The organism is Albimonas sp. (assembly GCF_055129145.1).
Map to the genome: position 1 here is coordinate 1 of NZ_JBSRTQ010000090.1, position 18,299 is coordinate 18,299.

The following is an 18,299-nucleotide window of genomic DNA, read 5'->3' on the forward strand; positions in this document are numbered from 1 at the left end:
CCGGGGCCGCCGCCGCGTCGGCGGGCCTGCGCGCGCGCGCGGTCGCGGCGCATCGCGCCGGCCGGCTCGACGAGGCCTTCGCGCTTTATCGCGAACATCTGCGCCTCGCCCCGCGCGACGCCCATGCCTGGACCAATCTGGGGGCGCTGCTGCGCAAGCGGGGCCAGCACGAGGCCGCCGCGCTCTGCCAGCGCCGCGCCCATGCGCTGGCCCCGGACGACGTGGCGATTCTCGGCAATCTCGGCAACGCCCTGCACGATTCCGACGCGCTGGACGAGGCGCTGGCGGTGCGCCTCCGCCTGGTCGCGGAGCGGCCCGGCGCGGCGGAGGCGCATGCCATGCTCGCCGCCACCCTGCGCGGGCTCGGCCGGGCGCGCGACGCGGCGGCGGCGGCGGAGGCCGGGCTGCGCCGCGCCCCCGGCGACGGCGAGCTGCGGGTGCAGCGGGCGCTCTCCCTGCTCGCCGCGCATGACTGGACGGCGGGGTTCGAAGCCTTCGGCGCCCGCTGGGAAACCGGCGAACTGGCGCGCGCCGCCTGCCCCGTCCCCGAATGGCGGGGCGAGGATCCGGCCGGCAAGCGCCTCCTGGTGCTGCCCGAGCAGGGGTTCGGCGACGCGCTGCTGATGACCCGCTTCCTGCCGGCGCTGGCGGCGCGGGGGGCGGAGGTGTTCCTGGCGGCGAAACCGGCGCTGATGCGGCTTTTCGAGGGGCTGCCCGGCGTCTCGCGCCTGATGACCACCGGCGCGGCCTGGCCGGAGGCGGATTTCAGCGCCCATATGATGGACCTGCCCCGCTGGTTGGGCGTGCCGGAGGCGGGCCCGCCGCCGAGCCCGCCGCTCAATATCCCCGACGACAGCCGGGCGCGGGCGGCGCGGCTGGTCGCGCCCTTCGCCGGGCGGCTCCGGGTCGGGGTGTGCTGGGCGGGCTCGGTCACCTATCGGGCGAATTTCAAGCGCAGTTTCGGGCCGGAACGGTTCCTGCCGCTGGCGGGGATACCGGATGTTCAGCTGTTCAGTCTTTACAAAGGGCCGCTGCTGGAGGCGTTCCGCAGCGATCCGGCCAGCGCGCTGATCGTCGACGCCGCCGGCGCGGACCGCGATTTCGCCGATGCGGCGGCGACGATCCTGGAGATGGACCTGGTGATCACCATGGACACGGCGGTGGCGCATCTGGCGGGGGTTCTGGGCAAGCCGGTGTGGAACCTGCTGGCCTACGCGCCGTTCTGGCTTTACGGGCCGTCCGGGTCGGGGACGCCCTGGCATCCCTCGATGCGGCTGATCCGCCAGGCGCGGCCGGGGGACTGGGACGGCGTCTTCGCGGAGGTGACGGCGGGGCTGACGGACGAGGCCGCGCGCTGGCGGGAGGCGTCGCGATGAACGGGTCGGGATCGGAACCGCGGGCGCTGGCGGTGAGCGTCGAGATCTCGCCGGGCGAGCTGATCGACAAGATCACCATCCTCGAGATCAAGGCCCGGCGGCTGACCGATCCGGGCCAGAAATTCAACGTGACCACCGAGCTCGACGCGCTGGTGCATGCGCGCGACGCGGCCCTGCCGGCGATCGCGGCGCTGGACGACCTGACCGACCGGCTGCGCGAGATCAACGAGGATCTGTGGGCGGTCGAGGACGATCTGCGCAACTGCGAGTCGCGCGCGGATTTCGGCCCGGGATTCGTGGCCCTGGCCCGCGCGGTCTACCAGTTGAATGACGGGCGGGCGGCGGTGAAGCGGCGGATCAACCTGCTGCTCGGCTCTCGGCTGATGGAGGAGAAGTCCTACCGGGGGTCCTGAGGCGGGGGCTCGTGCGTTCGGGCCCTCGCGGCGCTTCGCCGCCGCATCGGCCCCGCCCGCACGCCCCGCTCAGAAATCCAGGCGGTGGGGGGCCGCGCCGATATGGGTGCGGGCGCGGATCAGCGCGTCTTCGAGCTCGACCGCCAGATCGGCGCGCTCCTCCGGGCTGAGGAAAGCGCCGAGCTCGATCTCCCGCCCGTTTCCCTTGAGGGTCAGGTAGTTCTCCGGCCGGCCGTGGGGCTGCATCTTCAGGCTGACCCAGTAGGGGTTGGCCTGCCAGCTGAGCACCCGGCCGCGGGGCTCGCGCCGTTCCACCACCATCAGATCCGGCCAGAGGCGCAGCTCCTCGCTCAGCCTGAGATCCCGGGCGTTGCGGCGCAGGAACCAGCCGAGCGCGGCAAGCGCCCCGATGAGAAACGGGGCCAGCCCCAGCGCCACCGGCGAGCCCAGCAGCGGGATCAGCGGCAGGCACAGCATCGCCGCCGTCCCCCCCATCACCACCGCGAAGCCGCGCGGGCTCAGCGCCTGATGGGGCCAGAGGGTGACCGCGTAGAGCGGCGGCTCCGAACGGAAAACGGCCGGGGTTTGAATCCCGGCCGTCTCGATGCTGGTCATTCGATCGCCATCCGGCTCAGTGATGCGGGTTCTTGTCCCACATGTCGGGCGTCGGCAGCGTCTCGAACGTGTGGGCCGGGGGCGGGTTCGGCAGGGTCCATTCCAGCGTGTCGGAATGCGGGCCCCAATAGGCGTTCTCGGTGATCTTCTCGCCGCGGGTCACGGTGTACCACACGATGTAGAAGAACAGCAGGAACGAGGCGCCCGACAGGAAGGCCCCGTAGGAGGAGACCTCGTTCCACAGCGAGAACTGCTCGGGGTAGTCGATGTAACGCCGCGGCATGCCCTGGCGCCCCAGGAAGTGCTGCGGGAAGAAGGTGATGTTCGCGCCGACGAACATCATCCAGAAGTGGATCTTGCCGAGGATTTCCGGGTACTGGCGCCCGGTCATCTTGCCCATCCAGTAGTACATGCCGGCGAAGATGCAGAACACCGCGCCAAGCGACATCACGTAGTGGAAGTGGGCCACCACGTAGTAGGTGTCATGGTAGGCGCGGTCGACGCCGGCCTGCGACAGCACCACGCCGGTCACGCCGCCGACGGTGAACAGGAAGATGAAGCCCATCGCCCACAGCATCGGGGTCTTGAAGCTGATCGACCCGCCCCACATCGTGGCGATCCAGGAGAAGATCTTGATGCCGGTGGGCACCGCGATCACCATCGTCGCCAGCATGAAATAGGCCTGCTGGGTGTGCGACAGCCCGACCGTGTACATGTGGTGCGCCCAGACCACGAAGCCCAGAACGCCGATGCCGATCATCGCGTAGACCATGCCCAGGTAGCCGAAGACCGGCTTCTTGGAGAAGGTCGAGATCACGTGGGACACGATGCCGAAGCCCGGCACGATGATCATGTAGACCTCGGGATGCCCGAAGAACCACAGCAGGTGCTGGTAGAGGATCGGGTCGCCGCCGCCGGCCGGATCGAAGAACGTCGTCCCGAAGTTGCGGTCGGTGAGCAGCATGGTGATGGCGCCGGCCAGGACGGGCAGCGACAGCAGAATCAGGAAGGCGGTCACGAAGATCGACCAGGCGAACAGCGGCGCCTTGTGCAGGGTCATGCCCGGCGCGCGCATGTTCAGGAAGGTGGTGATCATGTTGATCGCGCCGAGGATCGACGACGCGCCCGACACGTGGATCGCGAAGATCGCGAGGTCCATCGAATAGCCGCCCTCGCGCACCGACAGCGGCGCATAGAGCACCCAGCCGACGCCCGAGCCCATCTGCTGGTCGCCGCCCGGCGACACGATGGACAGCACCGCGAGCGTCGAGCCCGCGACATACATCCAGTAGCTGAGGTTGTTCATGCGCGGGAACGCCATGTCCGGCGCGCCGATCATCAACGGCATGAAGTAGTTGCCGAAGCCGCCGAACAGCGCCGGGATCACCACGAAGAACATCATCAGGATGCCGTGCGCGGTGATGATCACGTTCCACAGATGGCCGTTCGGCGTGACGCCGTCCTCCATCAGCATGTACTGAACGCCGGGCTCCATGAGCTCCAGCCGCATGTACATGGTGAAGGCCACCGAGACAAGCCCGAGCACCGCGGAGGTGATCAGGTACAGGACCCCGATGTCCTTGTGGTTGGTCGAGAGAAACCACCGGGTGAAAAACCCGGGGTGGTGGTCATCATGCGCGTGAGCCGCTGCATCCGCCATGTCTGCACTCCTGCCGCGTAACCCGAGGAGCGCGCTAGGGTCGCGCTCCGGACGGTCCGGGGATCCCACCCCGGCGTGGTCTTCCGGCGGACGTCGCCGCCCCCCCTTCATGGCGAACCTATGGCAAGCGCCATCGGATCAGCCCTCGGCCGGAACCCTTAGTCCCGGAAACCTGCGCGGACCATAATGAATTTCGCGTTCGCGTCCACGCTGCCATTTCGTCGCTTTCACCCAATGGAAGCGATCGGCCCGGTTCGGCGCCGCGCCGGGACCGGGTCCGCGGGTCCGGAGAAATCCCCGCAGGGACCAATGAGCCCGACGCGGGCGGAGCGTGCCCGGGCGAAGCGGGAGAGCGCGCGTGGAGGCCGGGAGCCTGGATCGGCCGATCAGCCCCGGTCGATCGCGGCGAGGCGCGGGGGTTCGGCGAGGGCCGCCTGCTCCGGAATCTCCCCGAAAACCTCATGAAACGTCTGCCGCAGCGCCATGTCGAGCTCCGGCAGCGTCGTGGTCAGCCCCAGATCGGCGAAGCTGGTCACGCCATGGGCGGCGATTCCGCAGGGCACGATGCCGCGAAAATGGTCGAGATCGGGCTCGAGGTTGATCGACACGCCGTGAAAGCTGACCCAGCCGCGCAGGCGCAGACCGATGGCGGCGATCTTGTCCTCGGCCGGGGATCCGTCGGCCTGCGGCGCCTTGTCGGGGCGGCTCACCCAGACGCCGACCCGGTCGGGACGGGTCTCGCCGCGGATGTTGAAGGCGGCGAGGGTGCGAATCACCCAGGTCTCCAGGTTGCGCACGAACACCCGCACGTCCCGGCCCCGGCGGTTGAGGTCGAGCATGGCGTAGGCCACCCGCTGGCCGGGCCCGTGATAGGTGTATTCGCCCCCGCGCCGGGCGTCGAACACCGGGAAGCGGTCGGGCTCGAGCAGGTCCGCGGCTTTGGCCGAGGTCCCGGCGGTGTAGAGCGGGGGATGTTCGAGCAGCCAGATCAGCTCGTCCGCCCGTCCGGCGCGGATGTCGGCGACGCGGGCCTCCATGGCGGCGAGCGCCTCTGGGAAGGCGACGGGGGCGTCGGCGATGCGCCATTCGGTCATCGGGGGCTCCGGGGTCGGGGCGGGGACGCGGGGGGCGCTCGGCCCCTGCCCGCCCGATATGGGCCGCGCGGACGGAACGGGCAAGCGCCGCGCGGGAGGCCTCCCGCGGGGCCGCGCGGATCGGCCTCAATCCGCGCGCCTGACGCAGCGACGGACGGCATCGCGGTGCGCGCATGGACGCAGGCTGCACGCCCATGAGCGATTTCGGCGTCAGAGGGCTTTTCAAGTCCGGAAACGGGTGCTAATTCCCCGCCGCCTGATGGAGCCGCGGTCGTGGCGGAATTGGTAGACGCGCAGCGTTGAGGTCGCTGTGGGGTAACACCCGTGGAAGTTCGAGTCTTCTCGACCGCACCATCAGGCAGGCTTATCGTATTGGATGATAATCCGAATTCGCGACACTGCAGTCCTGACGCCTACACGCTGACTCCACAGCCGGGGCCGTCATGGGACTGCAGATCGACCTTCTCCACATTAGTATCGCGACCCGCTCGGGAAATTTCGTCTATCGGAGACGAATTCCCGAACCGATGAGATCGATTCTCGGCGGACGTCGTGAGTTCACCCGGGTCATCGGAACCACTAAGGCCGAGGCCCTGGCGAATTACGCCGAGGTCCGCCTGCGGTTCACCGCCGGGCCGGGAAGGCGTGCCGCCGGATCGCAAGCGGGTGCAGCAGCGCCATGCCTTGAACCGGCCGGAGTCGGGCCCTCGCAACCCGCCCGCCGATGCCGCTTCTCAACATGCCGAACGCACGTCGGTCGCGGGGTGTCCGTCGCACGACCTTATCCGGGGCTCGGCTGGCTAAAACCCGAAGAGCAGCATGCTCGCCGCAGAAATCTCACCGCCTCTTGCCCGGCGCCTTCTGGATCTTGTTGCCGCGCGGTCCGGACTGGACCGGAGTGTTGGACCGGTTCTCGTCCTGAAGCTTGCGCCACCGCTCGAGCCGCGCCGGGTCGAGCGTGCCGGCCACGACCGCGGCCCGGACCGCGCAGCCGGGCTCGTGGGCATGGGTGCAATCGCGGAACCGGCACTGGGGGGCGAGCGCCACGATTTCGGCGAAGAGCACGTCCAGCCCGTCGGCCACGCCGCTGACATGCAGCGTGCGCATGCCCGGCGTGTCGATCACCCAGCCGCCGCCCACGATGGCATGCAGCGAACGCGAGGTGGTGGTGTGGCGGCCCTTGTCGTCGCCCTCGCGGATGCCCCCCGTGGCCTGTTCGTCACCGGCCGCCTTGCGGGCCAGCGTGTTGAGCAGCGTCGACTTGCCGACGCCGGACGAGCCGACCAGCGCCACGGTCCGTCCCGGCCCGCACCAGGGGGTCAGCGTCGCCGCCGCCTCCGGCGCCTTGGCGTTGAGCATCACCACGCTCAGCCCCTGCTGCAGCGCCTCCGCCTGCGCGCGGAAGACGGCGGCGTCCGGCGTCTGGTCGATCTTGGTCAGGACGATCACCGGGGTGGTCCCGGCCTCGTTGGCCAGGGCCAGATAGCGCTCGAGCCGCGCGGGATTGAAGTCGTCGTTGCACGACGTGACGATGAACAGCGTGTCGACATTCGCCGCGATCAGCTGGGTGGGGCGCGGCCCCTCGGTCCGACGCTGCAGCAGGGCCTGCCGGTCCAGCCGGCGGACCAGCGCATGGGTCTCCTTCTCGGCCAGCACCCAGTCGCCCACGGCGAAATCCGCGGTGTTGGTCTGGGCGGCGAGGACCAGGCGCACCGGCCCGGTTCCGGATTCCGCGCCCATCCGGGACCGATGCACGGTGGCGATTCGCAGGGGGACGAGGCCGGCCTCGGACGGATCCAGCTGGTCGGCGAAGAACGACGTCCACCCGAGGGCGGTCAAGGTCGTCGGCGCCTGATCTGCTGAATGGTTCACGACAGCCTGAATGGTCGCGACTTGGGCAGGTTGCAAGCCTCTCGTTTCGCGCTGACCGCCCCCGGCGACGCCAGGACCGAACCGGCGATCAGCCGGAGAACCTCTCGACCAACAGGAATTTCTGCACTTTCCCCGTTGGGGTGCGGGGCAGCGCCTCCCTTTCCACGATGAAGCGCTTGGGGGATTTGAAGCCCGCCAGATGCGCCCGGCAATGCGCCTCGAGCGCCGCCGGATCGACCTCGCCCACCACCAGCGCGGTGACGGACTCGCCCCAGAGCGGGTCCGGCAGCCCAAAGACGGCGCAATCCTCGACGCCCGGTCCGCGCAAAAGCACCTCCTCGACCTCGGCCGCGTGCACGTTCTGGCCGCCGGTGACGATCATGTCCTTCTTGCGCCCGCGGATGAAGAGGTAGCCGTCCGCGTCGAGCGCGCCCAGATCGCCGGTATGCACCCAACCGCCGCGGAAGGTCTCCGCCGACTTCGCCTCGTTCTGGAAATAGGCGCTGGCGGCGCCAGGGGATCGGCCGAGGATCTCGCCGGTCTCGCCCCGCGCCACTTCGCGGCCCTCCGCGTCCACCACCCGCACCTCGGCGAAGAGGATCGGGCGGCCGATGGAGGCGGGCGCCCGGACCCGATCCTCGGGAGACGACGCGACCAGCGCCCCCGTCTCCTGCATCCCGTAATATTCGTAGATGCGGGGGCAGAGCCGTTCGGCGGTCTGCTCGCGCACCACATCGGGCAGGATCGCCCCGGCGAAGACGATGCCGCGCAGCGACGTCAGATCCGTCGCGCGCCCCGCCTGCGCGCGCAGCATCATCGAGGCCATGGTCGGCACCAGGTTGAGAATCGTCACCTTGTGGCGGGCGATGAGGTCGAGCGCCGCGTCCGCCTCGAAATTCGCCAGCACATTGGGGATGCGGTGGATCATGGCGGCGGCGATCCAGGCGAAGCCGACCCGGCCGAAGGCGGGAAACACGGTCATCACCACGTCATGACGCCCGACGTCGAAGGCCTGGAACATCGGGGCGATGGTCGAATTGTTGTACTGGGTCAGAAGGTAGGATTTCGGCAGGCCGGTGGTGCCCGAGGTCAGGTTGAAATACTGGGGATCGTCCTCCTCGATCTCCACATCCGGGGGCGTGGCCGGGGCGGCGGCGAGAAGGTCCTCGTAGGGCAGTTCGTCCGGGGCGGGGGCGGCGCCGATGCGCACGGTCAGGCGCCGGGGGGTGGCGAAGCGCGCGACCTCCGCGGCGAAACGGTCCTCGTAGACCAGCGCGGTCGCGCCCATCGCCTCGACCAGCGCGTCCATCTCCGGCGCCGCCAGCCGGTAGTTGAGCGGCACGCCGACGATGCCGGTGCGGGCGAGCGCGAAATAAAGCTCCACGATCTCCGCCCGGTTGGAGACGAGGAAGGCCAGCACATCGCCCTTGCGGAAGCCCTGCGCGGTCAGCGCGTTTCCAAGCCGGTTGGCCCGCGCGTCGAGTTCGGCGAAGGTGAAGCTGCGCCCGGTGCCGGCGCAGATCGTGGCGACGCCTTCAGGGCTGTGGATGGCGGCGGTGGCGAGCAGGTTGCCCACCACCATCTTGCCGATGGAGCGTTTCATGGCGCGGTCTCCTCCCCGCAGGCGTCTGGCACGCCTGGCTTTGCGCGACGGCCGGCGAAGGGCCGGGACCCAGCGCCTGGGATGCAGGCTGGACGAAGGCGGGGGCGCTGTCTTGCGTCGCCCCGCGACGGGGGCGCCCGCTGGGGTCGCCCCGCGACGGGCGTTGGCCTGGGTCCCCCCGCGACGGGGCGTCCTCAGCCGGCTTGACGACGCGGCCCGGACGAGCGATGACCGGACATTCCCGCGCCCCAGCCTGCCGCCCGGTCCCGCGTTCTCCTCATCGCATGACTGGCTGCGCCGTTCCCGGCGCCGGGAGGCCTCCCAATGACCTCGACCGTTTCCGCGGCGCCCGAAACCGCGCCGCTCGACCCCGCGCCGCTCGACTACGCCGCGATCCTGCGCGCCATTCCCGCGCCGCAGGACGGCGCCCCGCCGCCCCGCGCCCGCGACCTCGCCCTGCGCCTCGGCGTGCCCGAGGCCGCGCTGCTCGAAGCCCGCCGCAGCGCGGGCGGGATCCGCCGGCTCGTCCGCCCCGACGCGCCCGAGGGCTTCGGCCGGATCCTGGCCGCGCTCGAGCCCGCCGGCGACGTCATGGCCCTGACCCGCAACGAGGCCTGCGTGCATGAGCGCCACGGGACCTATCGCGACTTCGCCTTCCACGGCCCCACCGGGCTGGCGCTGGGCGAGATCGACCTGCGCCTCTTCCTCGGCCGCTGGCGCTTCGGCTACGCCGTGGCGGAGGACACCCGCTCCGGCCCCCGCCGCAGCCTGCAGTTCTTCGATGCGGCCGGCGGCGCCATCCACAAGATCTACGCCACGCCCGCCACCGACATGGCCGCCTTCGACGCCGCCGCCGACGCCTTCGCCGACCCCGACGCCGCGCCCGCCGTCTTCGGCCCGGTCACGCCGGCGACGCCCGAACGGGCGGACGCCGCGATCAACGTCGAAAGCCTGCGCGACGGCTGGCGGGGCATGTCCGACATCCACGAATTCCACGCCCTGCTGCGCGACCACGGCGCAGGCGTCGCCCAGGCCATGCGGCTCGCGGGGCCCGCGCTCGCCCGTCCGGTTCCCGCCGATACGCTCCGCCGGGTGCTGGAGGGGGCCGCGGCCACCGGGCAGCCGATCATGATCTTCGCGGCCAACCCAGGCTGCGTGCAGATCCATACCGGCCCGGTGAGCAACATCAAGGTGATGGGGCCCTGGGTGAACGTGCTCGACCCGCGGTTCAACCTGCATCTGCGCGAGGATCTGATCGCGCAGGCCTGGATCTCGCGCAAGCCGACCGACACCGGCGAGGTCCACTCGCTCGAGCTCTTCGACGCCGACGGCGAGCGGATCGCCCAGATCTTCGGCGCCCGCAAGCCGGGGCAGGACGAGCGGGCGGACTGGCGCGCGCTGCTGGCCGAGGTGGCCGAGATGCCGACCGAGGCGCAGGCATGATCGACCGGCGCGCGCTTCTGGTCCGCGCCGGCTGGCTGGCTTTGGCCGCGGCGACGCCGATCCGGGCGATGGGGGCGGGGGCGAGTTCGGGGGCGGGCGGGGCCTCGCGCATCGTCATCGCCGGCGGCGACCTGACCGAGATCGCCTTCGCGCTCGGCGCGGGCGCGCTTGTGGCGGGGGTCGACAGCACCTCCACCTACCCGCCCGCCGCCGCCGCCCTGCCCCAGGTCGGCTACATGCGCAGGCTCGCGCCCGAGGGGCTCCTCTCCCTCGCCCCCGACCTGCTGATCGCCGCCCCCGACGCGGGCCCCCCCGAAGCGCTGGCGAGCCTCGCCGCCGCCGGCGTCCGGATCGAGACCGGACCGGCCGGCGAAGGCCCCGAGGTGGTCCCGCTGAAAATCGCCTTCCTCGGCCGCGCGCTGGGGCGGGAGGCGGAGGCGGAGGCGCTCGCCGCCGATTACGCCGCTCGCATGGCGCGGCTGGAAGCGGTGCTGGAGACGCTCGAACACCGTCCCGCCGTGCTCTGCCTGCTCGCCGCCGGGCGGGGGGCGCCGATGGCGGCGGGGCGCGGCACCTCGGCCGCCGCGATGATCGCGCTCGCCCGCGGGCGCAACGCGGTGACGGGATATGAGGGCTACCGGCCCCTCTCGGCCGAGGCCGCCATCGCCGCGGCGCCCGAGGTGCTGTTGCTGCCCGATCACGTCGCCGAAGCGCTGGGCGGGGCCGAGGCCGCGCTGGCGCGTCCCGAGATCGCCGCCACCCCCGCCGGACGCGCGGGCCGCGTGGTGACGATGAACGCGATGGCGCTGCTGGGTTTCGGCCTGCGCACGCCCGACGCCGCGGCCGAGCTCGCCCGCGCCCTGCATCCGGAGCGCGCGGCGGACATCCCCGGATGAGCCTCGCCGCCGCCGTCCGCCCCGCCTGGTCGAGCCGCGCGTCGCTGGCGATTCCGGCTCTCGCCACGCTGGCCCTCGCGCTGGCGCTGGCGGAGCTGGTCTACGGGCCGGTGCATCTTTCGCCCGCCCGGCTCTGGGCGGCGGCATGGGGGGAGGGGGACCCGGCGGCTCAGGCGATTCTCATGCGGATCCGCCTGCCCCGGCTGGGGCTGGGGATCGCGGCGGGGGCGGCGCTGGCGCTGTCTGGGACGGCCCTGCAGGGGATCCTTCGCAACCCGCTGGCCGATCCCGGGCTGATCGGGGTCACCGGCGGCGCCGCGGCGGCGGCGGTGGCGATGATCGTGCTGGGCGGCGGCGTCGCCGCTTCCCTGCCCGGCGCCGCTGCGGCCTGGCTGCTGCCCGCCGCAGCCTTCGCCGGAGCGGCCGCGGTCACCGCCTTCGTCTTCGCGGCCGCGCGGCGCGAGGGCGCGACCTCCGTCGCCACCCTGATCCTCGCCGGGGTCGCGGTGAACGCCATCGCCTTCGCCTTCATCGGCGCGATGAGCTTCGTGAGCGACGACGCGCAGCTGCGCGAGCTGACCTTCTGGAATCTGGGCGGGTTGGGCGGCGCGGCCCCAGGCCCGATCCTGGTGGCGGGGGCCGCCACGGCCGTCGCCGGGGTCGGGCTTTGTCGACTGGCGCGGGGTCTCGACCTGATGCAGCTGGGCGAACGCGCGGCGTTCCATGCCGGCCTCGACGTCGAACACGCGAAATTCGCCGCCGCCGCCTGGTCGGCGCTGGCGGTGGGCGCGGTGACCGCCGCCGCGGGGCCGATCGGCTTCGTGGGGCTGGTCGGCCCGCATCTCGCGCGGCTGCTGGTCGGGCCGGGACATGCGCGCCTGCTGCCCGCCGCCGCGCTTTGCGGCGTGGCGCTCGTGCTGGGCGCGGACCTCGTCGTGCGCACCATCGTGCCGCCGGCGGAGCCGCCCATCGGCCTCGCCACCAGCCTGATCGGCGGGCCGTTCTTCCTGTGGCTGCTGCTGCGCCGCCTTCGCCGCGGAGGCCCCGATGCTTGAGGCCCGCGCCCTGACCCTGAGGCGGCGCGGGCGCCTGGCGCTCGACCGCGTGAGCCTGGCCCTGGCGCCCGGAGAGGTGCTGGCCGTCTGCGGCCCCAACGGCGCGGGCAAATCCACTTTGTGGTCGGCGCTGGCCGGCGATCTGGCGCCGGATGCGGGAGAGACCCTCATCGACGGCGACCCGATCCGCGCCCTGCCCGCCGCCGAGCTCGCCCGCAGGCGTGCCGCGCTGGAGCAGACCCCGACCCTCGCCGCCGGTTTCACAGCGCGCGAGCTGGCGGCCCTCGGGCTGATCCATCGGGGAACCCCGCCCGTCGCAGCGGCGGAGCGGGTCGCCCGGGCGCTCGCCGCCGCAGGCCTCGCGGGGATGGAGGACCGCCCCGCCGCCGAGCTGTCGGGCGGGGAGCGGGCGCGCGCCCATCTCGCCCGGGCGCTGGTGCAGATCGAAAGCGGGCGGGAAGCGCCCGGCCCCTGCCCCGGCGGTCGCTACCTGCTGCTGGACGAGCCGACCGCGGCCCTCGATCTCGCCCGCCAGGCGCAGGCGATGCGGCTGGCGCGCGCGGCGGCGGCGGCAGGAACGGGCGTGCTGGTGGTGCTGCACGACCTCAATCTCGCCGCCGCCTTCGCCGACCGCATCGCGCTGCTCGGGAACGGGCGTCTGGTGGTCTGCGCCCCCCCGGACGTGGCGCTGGAGGCCGGACGGCTGACCGCGCTTTACGGCGCCCCGATCCGGGTGGAGCGCGCGGCCTCGGGCCGCCCGGTGGTGATCCCGGACCTCGTACGGGCGTGAGGGAGGGGGGCGAAGCCCCCCGCCCGCCTCAGAACGCCGCCTGCAGGGAAATCAGGAACGTCCGCCCCGCCGCCGGATAGGCGGTGGAGCCCAGCGGGTCCACATAGGCCTGATCGGTGATGTTGCGGACCGAGGCGGTGATCTGCGCGACCTCATTGATCCGCAGGCTCGCCCAGGCGTCGAAAACCGTGCTCTGCGCCAGTTCGTAGCCCGAGAGCGCGTCGGACGCCCCCCCGGTATGCAGCACCCGCCCCCCCAACGTCACCCGGTCGTCCCAGAGCCGCGCCTGCGCGGTGAAGCTGATCCGCACCGGCGGCGGCGAGGAGAGCGTGGCGTCCGAATCCCGCCAGTCGACCGCCGCCTCGAACGGCCGCGCGTCGTAGCGGCCGGAGAAATCGGTGTCCGAGACCTCGAGGCTCAGCCCGAAATCATAGCGGCCGAGGCCGTATCCCGCCTCCAGCTCCACCCCCTGGCTGTTGGTCTCCCCGTCCACGTTCACATAGCCGGTGTAGCTCTGAACCCCGTTCCCGAAATCGCCGTAGACGGTGGCGGAGGCGATGTAGTCGCGGATTTCGCGGTTGTAGACCGTGGCCTTGACCCGGCCGCGGTCGCCCGGCGCGAAAAGGTCGTCGCGCGTCGCCGAAATCCCCGCCTCCACCGTGCGCGACCGCTCCGGCTTCAGGTTGGGATTGGGCGCGAAATACATGGCGAAACCGATATGCGAACCGCCGAACACCGATTCCGGCAGGGTCGCGGGGCGCCAGCCCTCGGAATAGTCGGCGAACAGCTCGATCCCCGGCGAGGGCGCCACCGAGACGCCGAAGGAGGGCAGCACGGCCATCCCGTCCTGGTCCACCGGCAGGTCGGCGTAGCCGGTCCCGTCGTGCAGGCTGGCCGTGCCCGAGAGCGTGTAGCCGTCGACCCGGAGCCCCGCGCGCAACGCCAGCCAGTCGGTGGGGGCCAGCGAGCCGCGCGCGAACACGCCCCCGACCGCCCGGTCGCCGGAGGGGTTGGAGCCCGAGAACCACACCCCGTCGGGATCGTCGGTCGCGGTCTCGGCCAACGCCACGGTGGAGGTGGCGTCGGCGAAGCCCTCGATCCCGAAGGCGAGGTCGAGCGGACCGAGCGGCGTCGCCGTCTTCAGCCGCTCGGTCGCAGAGCCCCCGAAGGTGTCGAGCGCATAGTCCACCGCGAAACCGTCGTAGCTGGAGCGGGCGGGCCGGATCTGGCGGTTCTCCACCCCGTTCCACCAGGCCAGCGCCTCGAACCGGTCGGAGCGGCCGGCGGGCGCCCAGTCGAACCGCGCGACGGCGGTGCGGGACGTGGTGTCCTGGCTGTCGACCACGCTGGCGGAATTGGTCTTGAACGCCGCCTGGTAGTCGAGATAGCTCAGCGTCAGGGTGGTGTCGGACGTCGGCGCGAACACCAGCTTGGCAAGCGCCGAGGTGGTGTCGGAGCCGGCGAATTCCACCGAGCCGTCGGTGTCGAAGACCCGCGTGTCGGACTGGCGCACCACACCCGCCTCGCCCACGTCATAGCCGCCCAGCCGGTGGCGGCTGAGCGCGACCAGGCCGGAAACGCGCGCCGTGGGCCGGAAGGCCAGCGCGGTCATCCCGTCGAAATACGCGCCGTTGGTCCCGGTCCCGGCCTTGACCTCGCCCCCCCACATGTCGCCGGGATCGAGCAGGTCGTCCGGCTCCAGCGTGCGGAAATTGACCGCGCCGGCCAGCGCCCCGGCCCCGCCGACCGCCGCGGAGACGGATTTGTCGAGATCGACCGCACGCAGCAGGTTCGCGTCGACATAGGCCAGCGCCGAGGCGCCGTGTCCCGATTGCTGGAAGTTCTGCCGCGCCCCGTCGATCATGGTGGTGACGCGGGTGCGGTCCTGGATGCCGCGCACGTTGACGGTGACGCCGGGATTGGTGGGGTCCTGGGCGATCTCGGCGCCCGCGACTTCGTCGAAGAGGGTTTGGACCCCGCGCGGGCCGGCGCGGCGCAGGCGCTCGGGCCCCACGGTCTGCGCGGAACGCGGCGCGATGGGATCCGCCGCCTCCGCCCCCGCCTCGATCGAGATCGGGGACAGCACCAGCGGCGTTTCCGCCCCGCCCTGCTCCGCCCCGCCCTGTTCCGGCATCGCCCCCTGCTGCGCCAGCGCGCCGGTTGCGTGAAGTGCCGCGACGATCATCGCCGCCGGTCTGAATCCAGCCATGTCATCCCCCGGATCGCGTCGTCTGCCTGTCCGGGGAAGCCTGCGCGCGGCGGTGGCGCGGGCGTCTGGATGGGTGGATGTCTCGGGCTGACGATCAGCCCGCGCCTCGCTTTTCCACCGCATTCGCGAAGGGGTCAACCGGGGCGGAGGGGTCGTGACGGAAATAGTTGACAGAATTGCTTGGATATCATCAGGTGCGCTCGCCAGGCGCGTCGCGCCGCTCGTCCCCGATCCCTCCGACCGCCCCGGCCCTGCGCCGCCGCGACCCGGAGGCGCGGGGGGCCCGAGCGGCGTCGGACGCCCAGCCTGCGGAGCCTCGACGCCGGGAGCCCCCCCGGCCGAAACGCCCCGCCCCCCATCCGACACGCGCCGCGAAGCGCCGAAACCCATGCGCCGGCGATGCCGGCCGGAGGATCCATGACCACCCTGATCAAAGCCCACGCCGCGACCGCCACCGACTTCCAGGCCTATCTCGACGCCTTCGACACCGATTTCGTCCTGTCGGGCTTCGGCGCCTTCTCCGACGGGATCTCGGGCGACTACATGGGCGGCGCCTCCGCCATCACCGACGTCGCCGACGAGGACTCGCAGGCCTTCGCCCTGCGCGGCGCGCTGGAATACGACATGGCCACCCACACCCTGGGCGGGACCGCGACCGCCGTCCAGTTCGGGACCGGCGGCTCGCAGGACGCCGAGACCGGGGCGCTGAGCTTCGAGGCGCTCGACTTCTCCGTCACCTTCAAGCCCGAGCTGACCGACGGGACCGAGGTCCGCGAACTGGTCATCGACCTGATGCGCGACTCCACCGGCGACGAAGGCCGGACCAGCACCCTGCGCGACCTGATCGACGCCGACTCCGTCACCTTCAAGGGCAATGTCGGCGACGACGCGTTCGCCGGCGGCGCCCATGACGACGCGCTCTGGGGCGGCAAGGGCGATGATGCGCTCTGGGGCGGCAAGGGCCAGGACGTGATCCGCGGCGGGGCCGGCGACGACGCGCTCTACGGCAACGCCAAGGCCGACAAGCTGTTCGGCGGGGCCGGCGACGACATGCTGACCGGCGGCCGCGGCAAGGACATGCTGACCGGCGGCCGCGGGGCGGACAGCTTCGTGTTCACCGGCAAGTACGGGCGCGACACGGTCACCGACTTCGGCAAAGGCCATGACGTGCTGACCTTCGCCTCGGACGACGTGTCGGATTTCGACGCGGTGATGGCCGTGTCCCGCCAGGCCGGCGACGATGTGGTGATCCGCACCGACGACGGCCTGGTGCGCCTGCTGGACACCGACCTCGGCGATCTCGGCGTGCAGCATTTCGACTTCATCTGAGCCGCGCGGCGGATCGGATCGGGGGGCCCTTCGGGGCCCCTTTTTTCGTGCGCTCAGCGCAGGTTGAAGGTCACCGGGACCACGAAGGCGAATCGGCCGCCGGGCAGCGCCTGCGGCGCCTCGGGATAGCGGCGGACATCCTCCACCGCGGCGAGCGCCGCTTCGTCGAGCGCGGTGGCGCCCGAGCCGCCTTCGATCCGCGCGCCGACCAGCCGCCCGTCCCGGTCCACGGTCAGCGACACGCGCACCACGCCCTCGACCCCGCGGCGCCGCGCGGCGGAGGGGTAATTCTTGCGCCGCTCGATCTCCGCCCGGATCCGGGCCCCCCAGGACTGGAGCAGCGATGCCCTGAGCCCGGCCTCGGCGGACGAACCGTCGCCCTTGCGCGCATCGCCCGCAGCCCCCTCGCCCGGGGCCGAAGGCGCGCCGGTCGCGCGGCCGTCGCCCAAGCCCGGCGCCGCGGCGACGGTTTTCTGGCCGGGTTTCGGCGCGGGCTTCGCGGCGAGTTTCGGGGCCGGCTTGGCGGCCGGTTTCGGGGCGGGCGCTGGCGCGGCCTCCGCCTTGCGGGCGGGCGGCGGGGGCCTGCGGGCCGGGGCGGCCGCGGCGTCGGGCGCCTCGGTTTCGGCGACGTCCTCCACCAGCTCGGGCTTCGGCGGGGCCGGCGCGGTCGCATCGAAGGCGGGCGCCGGGTTCGCCACGGGCGGCGGAACCGGCGCCGGGGCCTGCGGCGCGATCGGCGTCGGAGGCGCGGGCGCGGCGGCCTGCGGGATTTCAGGCGAGGGGACCGGGGGGGCGGGGGCGTCGGGACGCAGCAGGGCGATCGTCTCCGACGCGGGCTCGGGCGGCGCAGGCGCGTCGGGGGCCTCGGCCTCGGGCGGGGCGTCCCATTGCGCGATCAGGGCGGCGAGATCGTCGGAGGGCGCGGTGATCTCGCCCGCAGCCCCGGTCCCGCCGCCACCGCCCACCTCGCCCATGCCGCCGCCGCCACGCTCCGGCCCCAGCACCGCCAGCGCCGCCACGCCGCCATGCAGGCCGAGCGACAGCGCGACGACCACCGCGACCTCCGTCGCCCGGCGCCCGAACCGACCCCGACCGCTCATTCCGCCCGCCTCAAGGCCAGCCGGGCCTCATCCACGCCGCGGGTGCGCAGCTGCGCCAGCAGCGCCGCCATCCGCGCGCCCTCGAGCCCCGCATCGGCGCGGATCTCCAGCGGCTCGCCCCGCCCGCCGGCGCGCGCCGCCGCCAGACCATCCAGCGCCGCGTCGCCCATCAGCCCGTTCCACGCGAGCCGCCCGTCGGCGCCCACATGCAGGGGCGCCTCGCGCGCCGCCGCCTCCGCCCGCTCGACCTCGGCCGAGACCGGCGGCTTCACTTCGAACGGCGAGGGGCTGACCAGCGTCGCGGTCATCATGAAAAAGCACAGCAGCAGGAACACCACGTTGATCATGGCGACCACCGGCTCCCCGGTGGAGCGGCGCGGCGGGGGGCCCAGATCCATGCCCTATTCCGCCAGCGCGATGCGCAGGGCGCCGGCGGCGCGGACCAGGTCCATCGCCGCGGTCAGCCGCTGCAGGTCGGCGCCGTCGCGCGCGCGGACCACGACGACCGCATCCGGGCCGGGCAGCAGGGCGCGCAGCTGCGCGGTCAGCGCATCCGGCGCCAGCGCCACGCCGTTCAGCCGGAATCCGTCGGGCAGCGCCTCCACCAGCCGCGGCGCGCCCGCATAGCCGCCCCCGCCGGTCCCGGCGGCGGAGACGGGGGCCGCGCCCTCGGATCCGAAGCGGGAGGCGAGCATGAAGAACACCAGCAGCAGGAACACCACGTCGATCATCGGGGTCAGCCCGATCCGCCGACGGCGCGGCGGGGCGGCGGAGGCGAGGAGGGCCATGGCTCAGGCCGCCCTCCAGGCCCCGGAGGCGGCGCCGGCGGCGGCGGGGGCCGCCA

The 18,299-nt window shown here is 72.5% G+C and carries 16 protein-coding genes and 1 tRNA gene; 8 read left to right on the forward strand and 9 right to left on the reverse strand.

Going from position 1 to position 18,299, the window contains the following annotated elements; all coding sequences use genetic code 11:
- Together ACTB72_RS14305 and ACTB72_RS14310 are read left to right on the forward strand one after the other, a co-directional pair.
- On the forward strand, window positions 1–1,376 hold a 1,376-nt coding region (locus ACTB72_RS14305; RefSeq protein ID WP_463037675.1), incomplete at its 5' end, for a glycosyltransferase family protein.
- Window positions 1,373–1,789: a DUF6165 family protein gene (locus ACTB72_RS14310; protein ID WP_463037676.1), complete on the forward strand. Its 417-nt coding sequence runs from the start codon at window positions 1,373–1,375 to the stop codon at window positions 1,787–1,789. The genes ACTB72_RS14305 and ACTB72_RS14310, both read left to right, overlap by 4 nt.
- Before the next feature lie 69 nt (window positions 1,790–1,858).
- Here the strand turns inward: ACTB72_RS14310 and ACTB72_RS14315 are convergent, their stop codons facing one another.
- The 3 genes from ACTB72_RS14315 to lipB all read right to left on the reverse strand — a co-directional run bounded on the left by ACTB72_RS14315 (window position 1,859) and on the right by lipB (window position 5,158).
- Window positions 1,859–2,404, reverse strand: coding sequence for a DUF2244 domain-containing protein (locus ACTB72_RS14315; RefSeq protein WP_463037677.1), 546 nt, complete (start codon window positions 2,402–2,404; stop codon window positions 1,859–1,861).
- A gap of 16 nt (window positions 2,405–2,420) precedes the next feature.
- The gene (gene ctaD / locus ACTB72_RS14320) at window positions 2,421–4,064 is read right to left on the reverse strand and encodes a cytochrome c oxidase subunit I (RefSeq protein WP_463037678.1); all 1,644 of its coding nucleotides are present in this window, start codon (window positions 4,062–4,064) and stop codon (window positions 2,421–2,423) included.
- Window positions 4,065–4,450: 386 nt separating this feature from the next.
- Window positions 4,451–5,158 carry a lipoyl(octanoyl) transferase LipB gene (gene lipB, locus ACTB72_RS14325; RefSeq protein ID WP_463037679.1) on the reverse strand — a complete coding sequence of 236 codons (708 nt, stop codon included), beginning with the start codon at window positions 5,156–5,158 and terminating at the stop codon, window positions 4,451–4,453.
- Between the two features lie 267 nt (window positions 5,159–5,425).
- Here lipB and ACTB72_RS14330 point away from each other — a divergent pair.
- A tRNA-Leu gene (locus ACTB72_RS14330) sits at window positions 5,426–5,512 on the forward strand.
- Window positions 5,513–5,995: 483 nt separating this feature from the next.
- Here ACTB72_RS14330 and rsgA read toward each other — a convergent pair.
- Complete coding sequence (gene rsgA, locus ACTB72_RS14335; RefSeq protein WP_463037680.1) at window positions 5,996–6,997, reverse strand: ribosome small subunit-dependent GTPase A; 1,002 nt, start codon at window positions 6,995–6,997, stop codon at window positions 5,996–5,998.
- Between the two features lie 121 nt (window positions 6,998–7,118).
- Entirely contained in the window at window positions 7,119–8,633 is a 1,515-nt protein-coding gene (locus tag ACTB72_RS14340; RefSeq protein ID WP_463037681.1) for a class I adenylate-forming enzyme family protein, read from the reverse strand.
- 324 nt (window positions 8,634–8,957) lie between these two features.
- Here ACTB72_RS14340 and ACTB72_RS14345 point away from each other — a divergent pair, with 324 nt between their 5' ends.
- From ACTB72_RS14345 to ACTB72_RS14360, 4 genes are read left to right on the forward strand one after another with little or no spacing between them, the layout of a single operon-like run.
- Window positions 8,958–10,076 (forward strand): hemin-degrading factor, encoded by a 1,119-nt coding sequence (locus tag ACTB72_RS14345; RefSeq protein ID WP_463037682.1) that lies wholly within the window; start codon window positions 8,958–8,960, stop codon window positions 10,074–10,076.
- Window positions 10,073–10,972 carry a heme/hemin ABC transporter substrate-binding protein gene (locus ACTB72_RS14350; RefSeq protein WP_463037683.1) on the forward strand — a complete coding sequence of 300 codons (900 nt, stop codon included), beginning with the start codon at window positions 10,073–10,075 and terminating at the stop codon, window positions 10,970–10,972. Before ACTB72_RS14345 ends, ACTB72_RS14350 begins: the two co-directional genes overlap by 4 nt.
- Window positions 10,969–12,027 (forward strand): FecCD family ABC transporter permease, encoded by a 1,059-nt coding sequence (locus ACTB72_RS14355; RefSeq protein WP_463037684.1) that lies wholly within the window; start codon window positions 10,969–10,971, stop codon window positions 12,025–12,027. The genes ACTB72_RS14350 and ACTB72_RS14355 overlap by 4 nt, the downstream gene beginning before the upstream one ends.
- A complete protein-coding gene (locus tag ACTB72_RS14360; protein ID WP_463037685.1) occupies window positions 12,020–12,817 on the forward strand; it encodes an ATP-binding cassette domain-containing protein in 798 nt (265 codons plus the stop codon). Before ACTB72_RS14355 ends, ACTB72_RS14360 begins: the two co-directional genes overlap by 8 nt.
- Window positions 12,818–12,845: 28 nt before the next feature.
- Here the strand turns inward: ACTB72_RS14360 and ACTB72_RS14365 are convergent, their stop codons facing one another.
- The gene (locus ACTB72_RS14365; protein ID WP_463037686.1) at window positions 12,846–15,026 is read right to left on the reverse strand and encodes a TonB-dependent receptor domain-containing protein; all 2,181 of its coding nucleotides are present in this window, start codon (window positions 15,024–15,026) and stop codon (window positions 12,846–12,848) included.
- Between the two features lie 417 nt (window positions 15,027–15,443).
- Here ACTB72_RS14365 and ACTB72_RS14370 point away from each other — a divergent pair, with 417 nt between their 5' ends.
- Complete coding sequence (locus ACTB72_RS14370) at window positions 15,444–16,355, forward strand: calcium-binding protein (protein ID WP_463037687.1); 912 nt, start codon at window positions 15,444–15,446, stop codon at window positions 16,353–16,355.
- A gap of 53 nt (window positions 16,356–16,408) precedes the next feature.
- Here the strand turns inward: ACTB72_RS14370 and ACTB72_RS14375 are convergent, their stop codons facing one another.
- The 3 genes from ACTB72_RS14375 to ACTB72_RS14385 are packed head-to-tail and all read right to left on the reverse strand — an operon-like array spanning window position 16,409 to window position 18,243.
- Entirely contained in the window at window positions 16,409–17,455 is a 1,047-nt protein-coding gene (locus ACTB72_RS14375) for an energy transducer TonB (protein ID WP_463037688.1), read from the reverse strand.
- On the reverse strand, window positions 17,452–17,853 hold the full coding sequence (locus ACTB72_RS14380; protein ID WP_463037689.1) for an ExbD/TolR family protein: 402 nt from the start codon (window positions 17,851–17,853) through the stop codon (window positions 17,452–17,454). The genes ACTB72_RS14375 and ACTB72_RS14380 overlap by 4 nt, the downstream gene beginning before the upstream one ends.
- 3 nt (window positions 17,854–17,856) lie before the next feature.
- On the reverse strand, window positions 17,857–18,243 hold the full coding sequence (locus tag ACTB72_RS14385; RefSeq protein WP_463037690.1) for an ExbD/TolR family protein: 387 nt from the start codon (window positions 18,241–18,243) through the stop codon (window positions 17,857–17,859).
- Between the last annotated feature and the right edge of the window lie 56 nt (window positions 18,244–18,299).

Excerpts from the sequence above, each read along its gene's own strand:
- ACTB72_RS14370 (WP_463037687.1), top strand. The coding sequence starts at position 15,444 with ATGACCACCCTGATCAAAGCCCACGCCGCGACCGCCACCGACTTCCAG.
- ACTB72_RS14310 (WP_463037676.1), top strand. The coding sequence starts at position 1,373 with ATGAACGGGTCGGGATCGGAACCGCGGGCGCTGGCGGTGAGCGTCGAG.
- ACTB72_RS14355 (WP_463037684.1), top strand. The coding sequence starts at position 10,969 with ATGAGCCTCGCCGCCGCCGTCCGCCCCGCCTGGTCGAGCCGCGCGTCG.
- ACTB72_RS14360 (WP_463037685.1), top strand. The coding sequence starts at position 12,020 with ATGCTTGAGGCCCGCGCCCTGACCCTGAGGCGGCGCGGGCGCCTGGCG.
- ACTB72_RS14365 (WP_463037686.1), bottom strand. The coding sequence starts at position 15,026 with ATGGCTGGATTCAGACCGGCGGCGATGATCGTCGCGGCACTTCACGCA.
- lipB (WP_463037679.1), bottom strand. The coding sequence starts at position 5,158 with ATGACCGAATGGCGCATCGCCGACGCCCCCGTCGCCTTCCCAGAGGCG.
- ACTB72_RS14345 (WP_463037682.1), top strand. The coding sequence starts at position 8,958 with ATGACCTCGACCGTTTCCGCGGCGCCCGAAACCGCGCCGCTCGACCCC.
- ACTB72_RS14375 (WP_463037688.1), bottom strand. The coding sequence starts at position 17,455 with ATGAGCGGTCGGGGTCGGTTCGGGCGCCGGGCGACGGAGGTCGCGGTG.
- ACTB72_RS14340 (WP_463037681.1), bottom strand. The coding sequence starts at position 8,633 with ATGAAACGCTCCATCGGCAAGATGGTGGTGGGCAACCTGCTCGCCACC.
- ACTB72_RS14380 (WP_463037689.1), bottom strand. The coding sequence starts at position 17,853 with ATGGATCTGGGCCCCCCGCCGCGCCGCTCCACCGGGGAGCCGGTGGTC.
- ACTB72_RS14350 (WP_463037683.1), top strand. The coding sequence starts at position 10,073 with ATGATCGACCGGCGCGCGCTTCTGGTCCGCGCCGGCTGGCTGGCTTTG.
- ctaD (WP_463037678.1), bottom strand. The coding sequence starts at position 4,064 with ATGGCGGATGCAGCGGCTCACGCGCATGATGACCACCACCCCGGGTTT.
- ACTB72_RS14315 (WP_463037677.1), bottom strand. The coding sequence starts at position 2,404 with ATGACCAGCATCGAGACGGCCGGGATTCAAACCCCGGCCGTTTTCCGT.
- ACTB72_RS14385 (WP_463037690.1), bottom strand. The coding sequence starts at position 18,243 with ATGGCCCTCCTCGCCTCCGCCGCCCCGCCGCGCCGTCGGCGGATCGGG.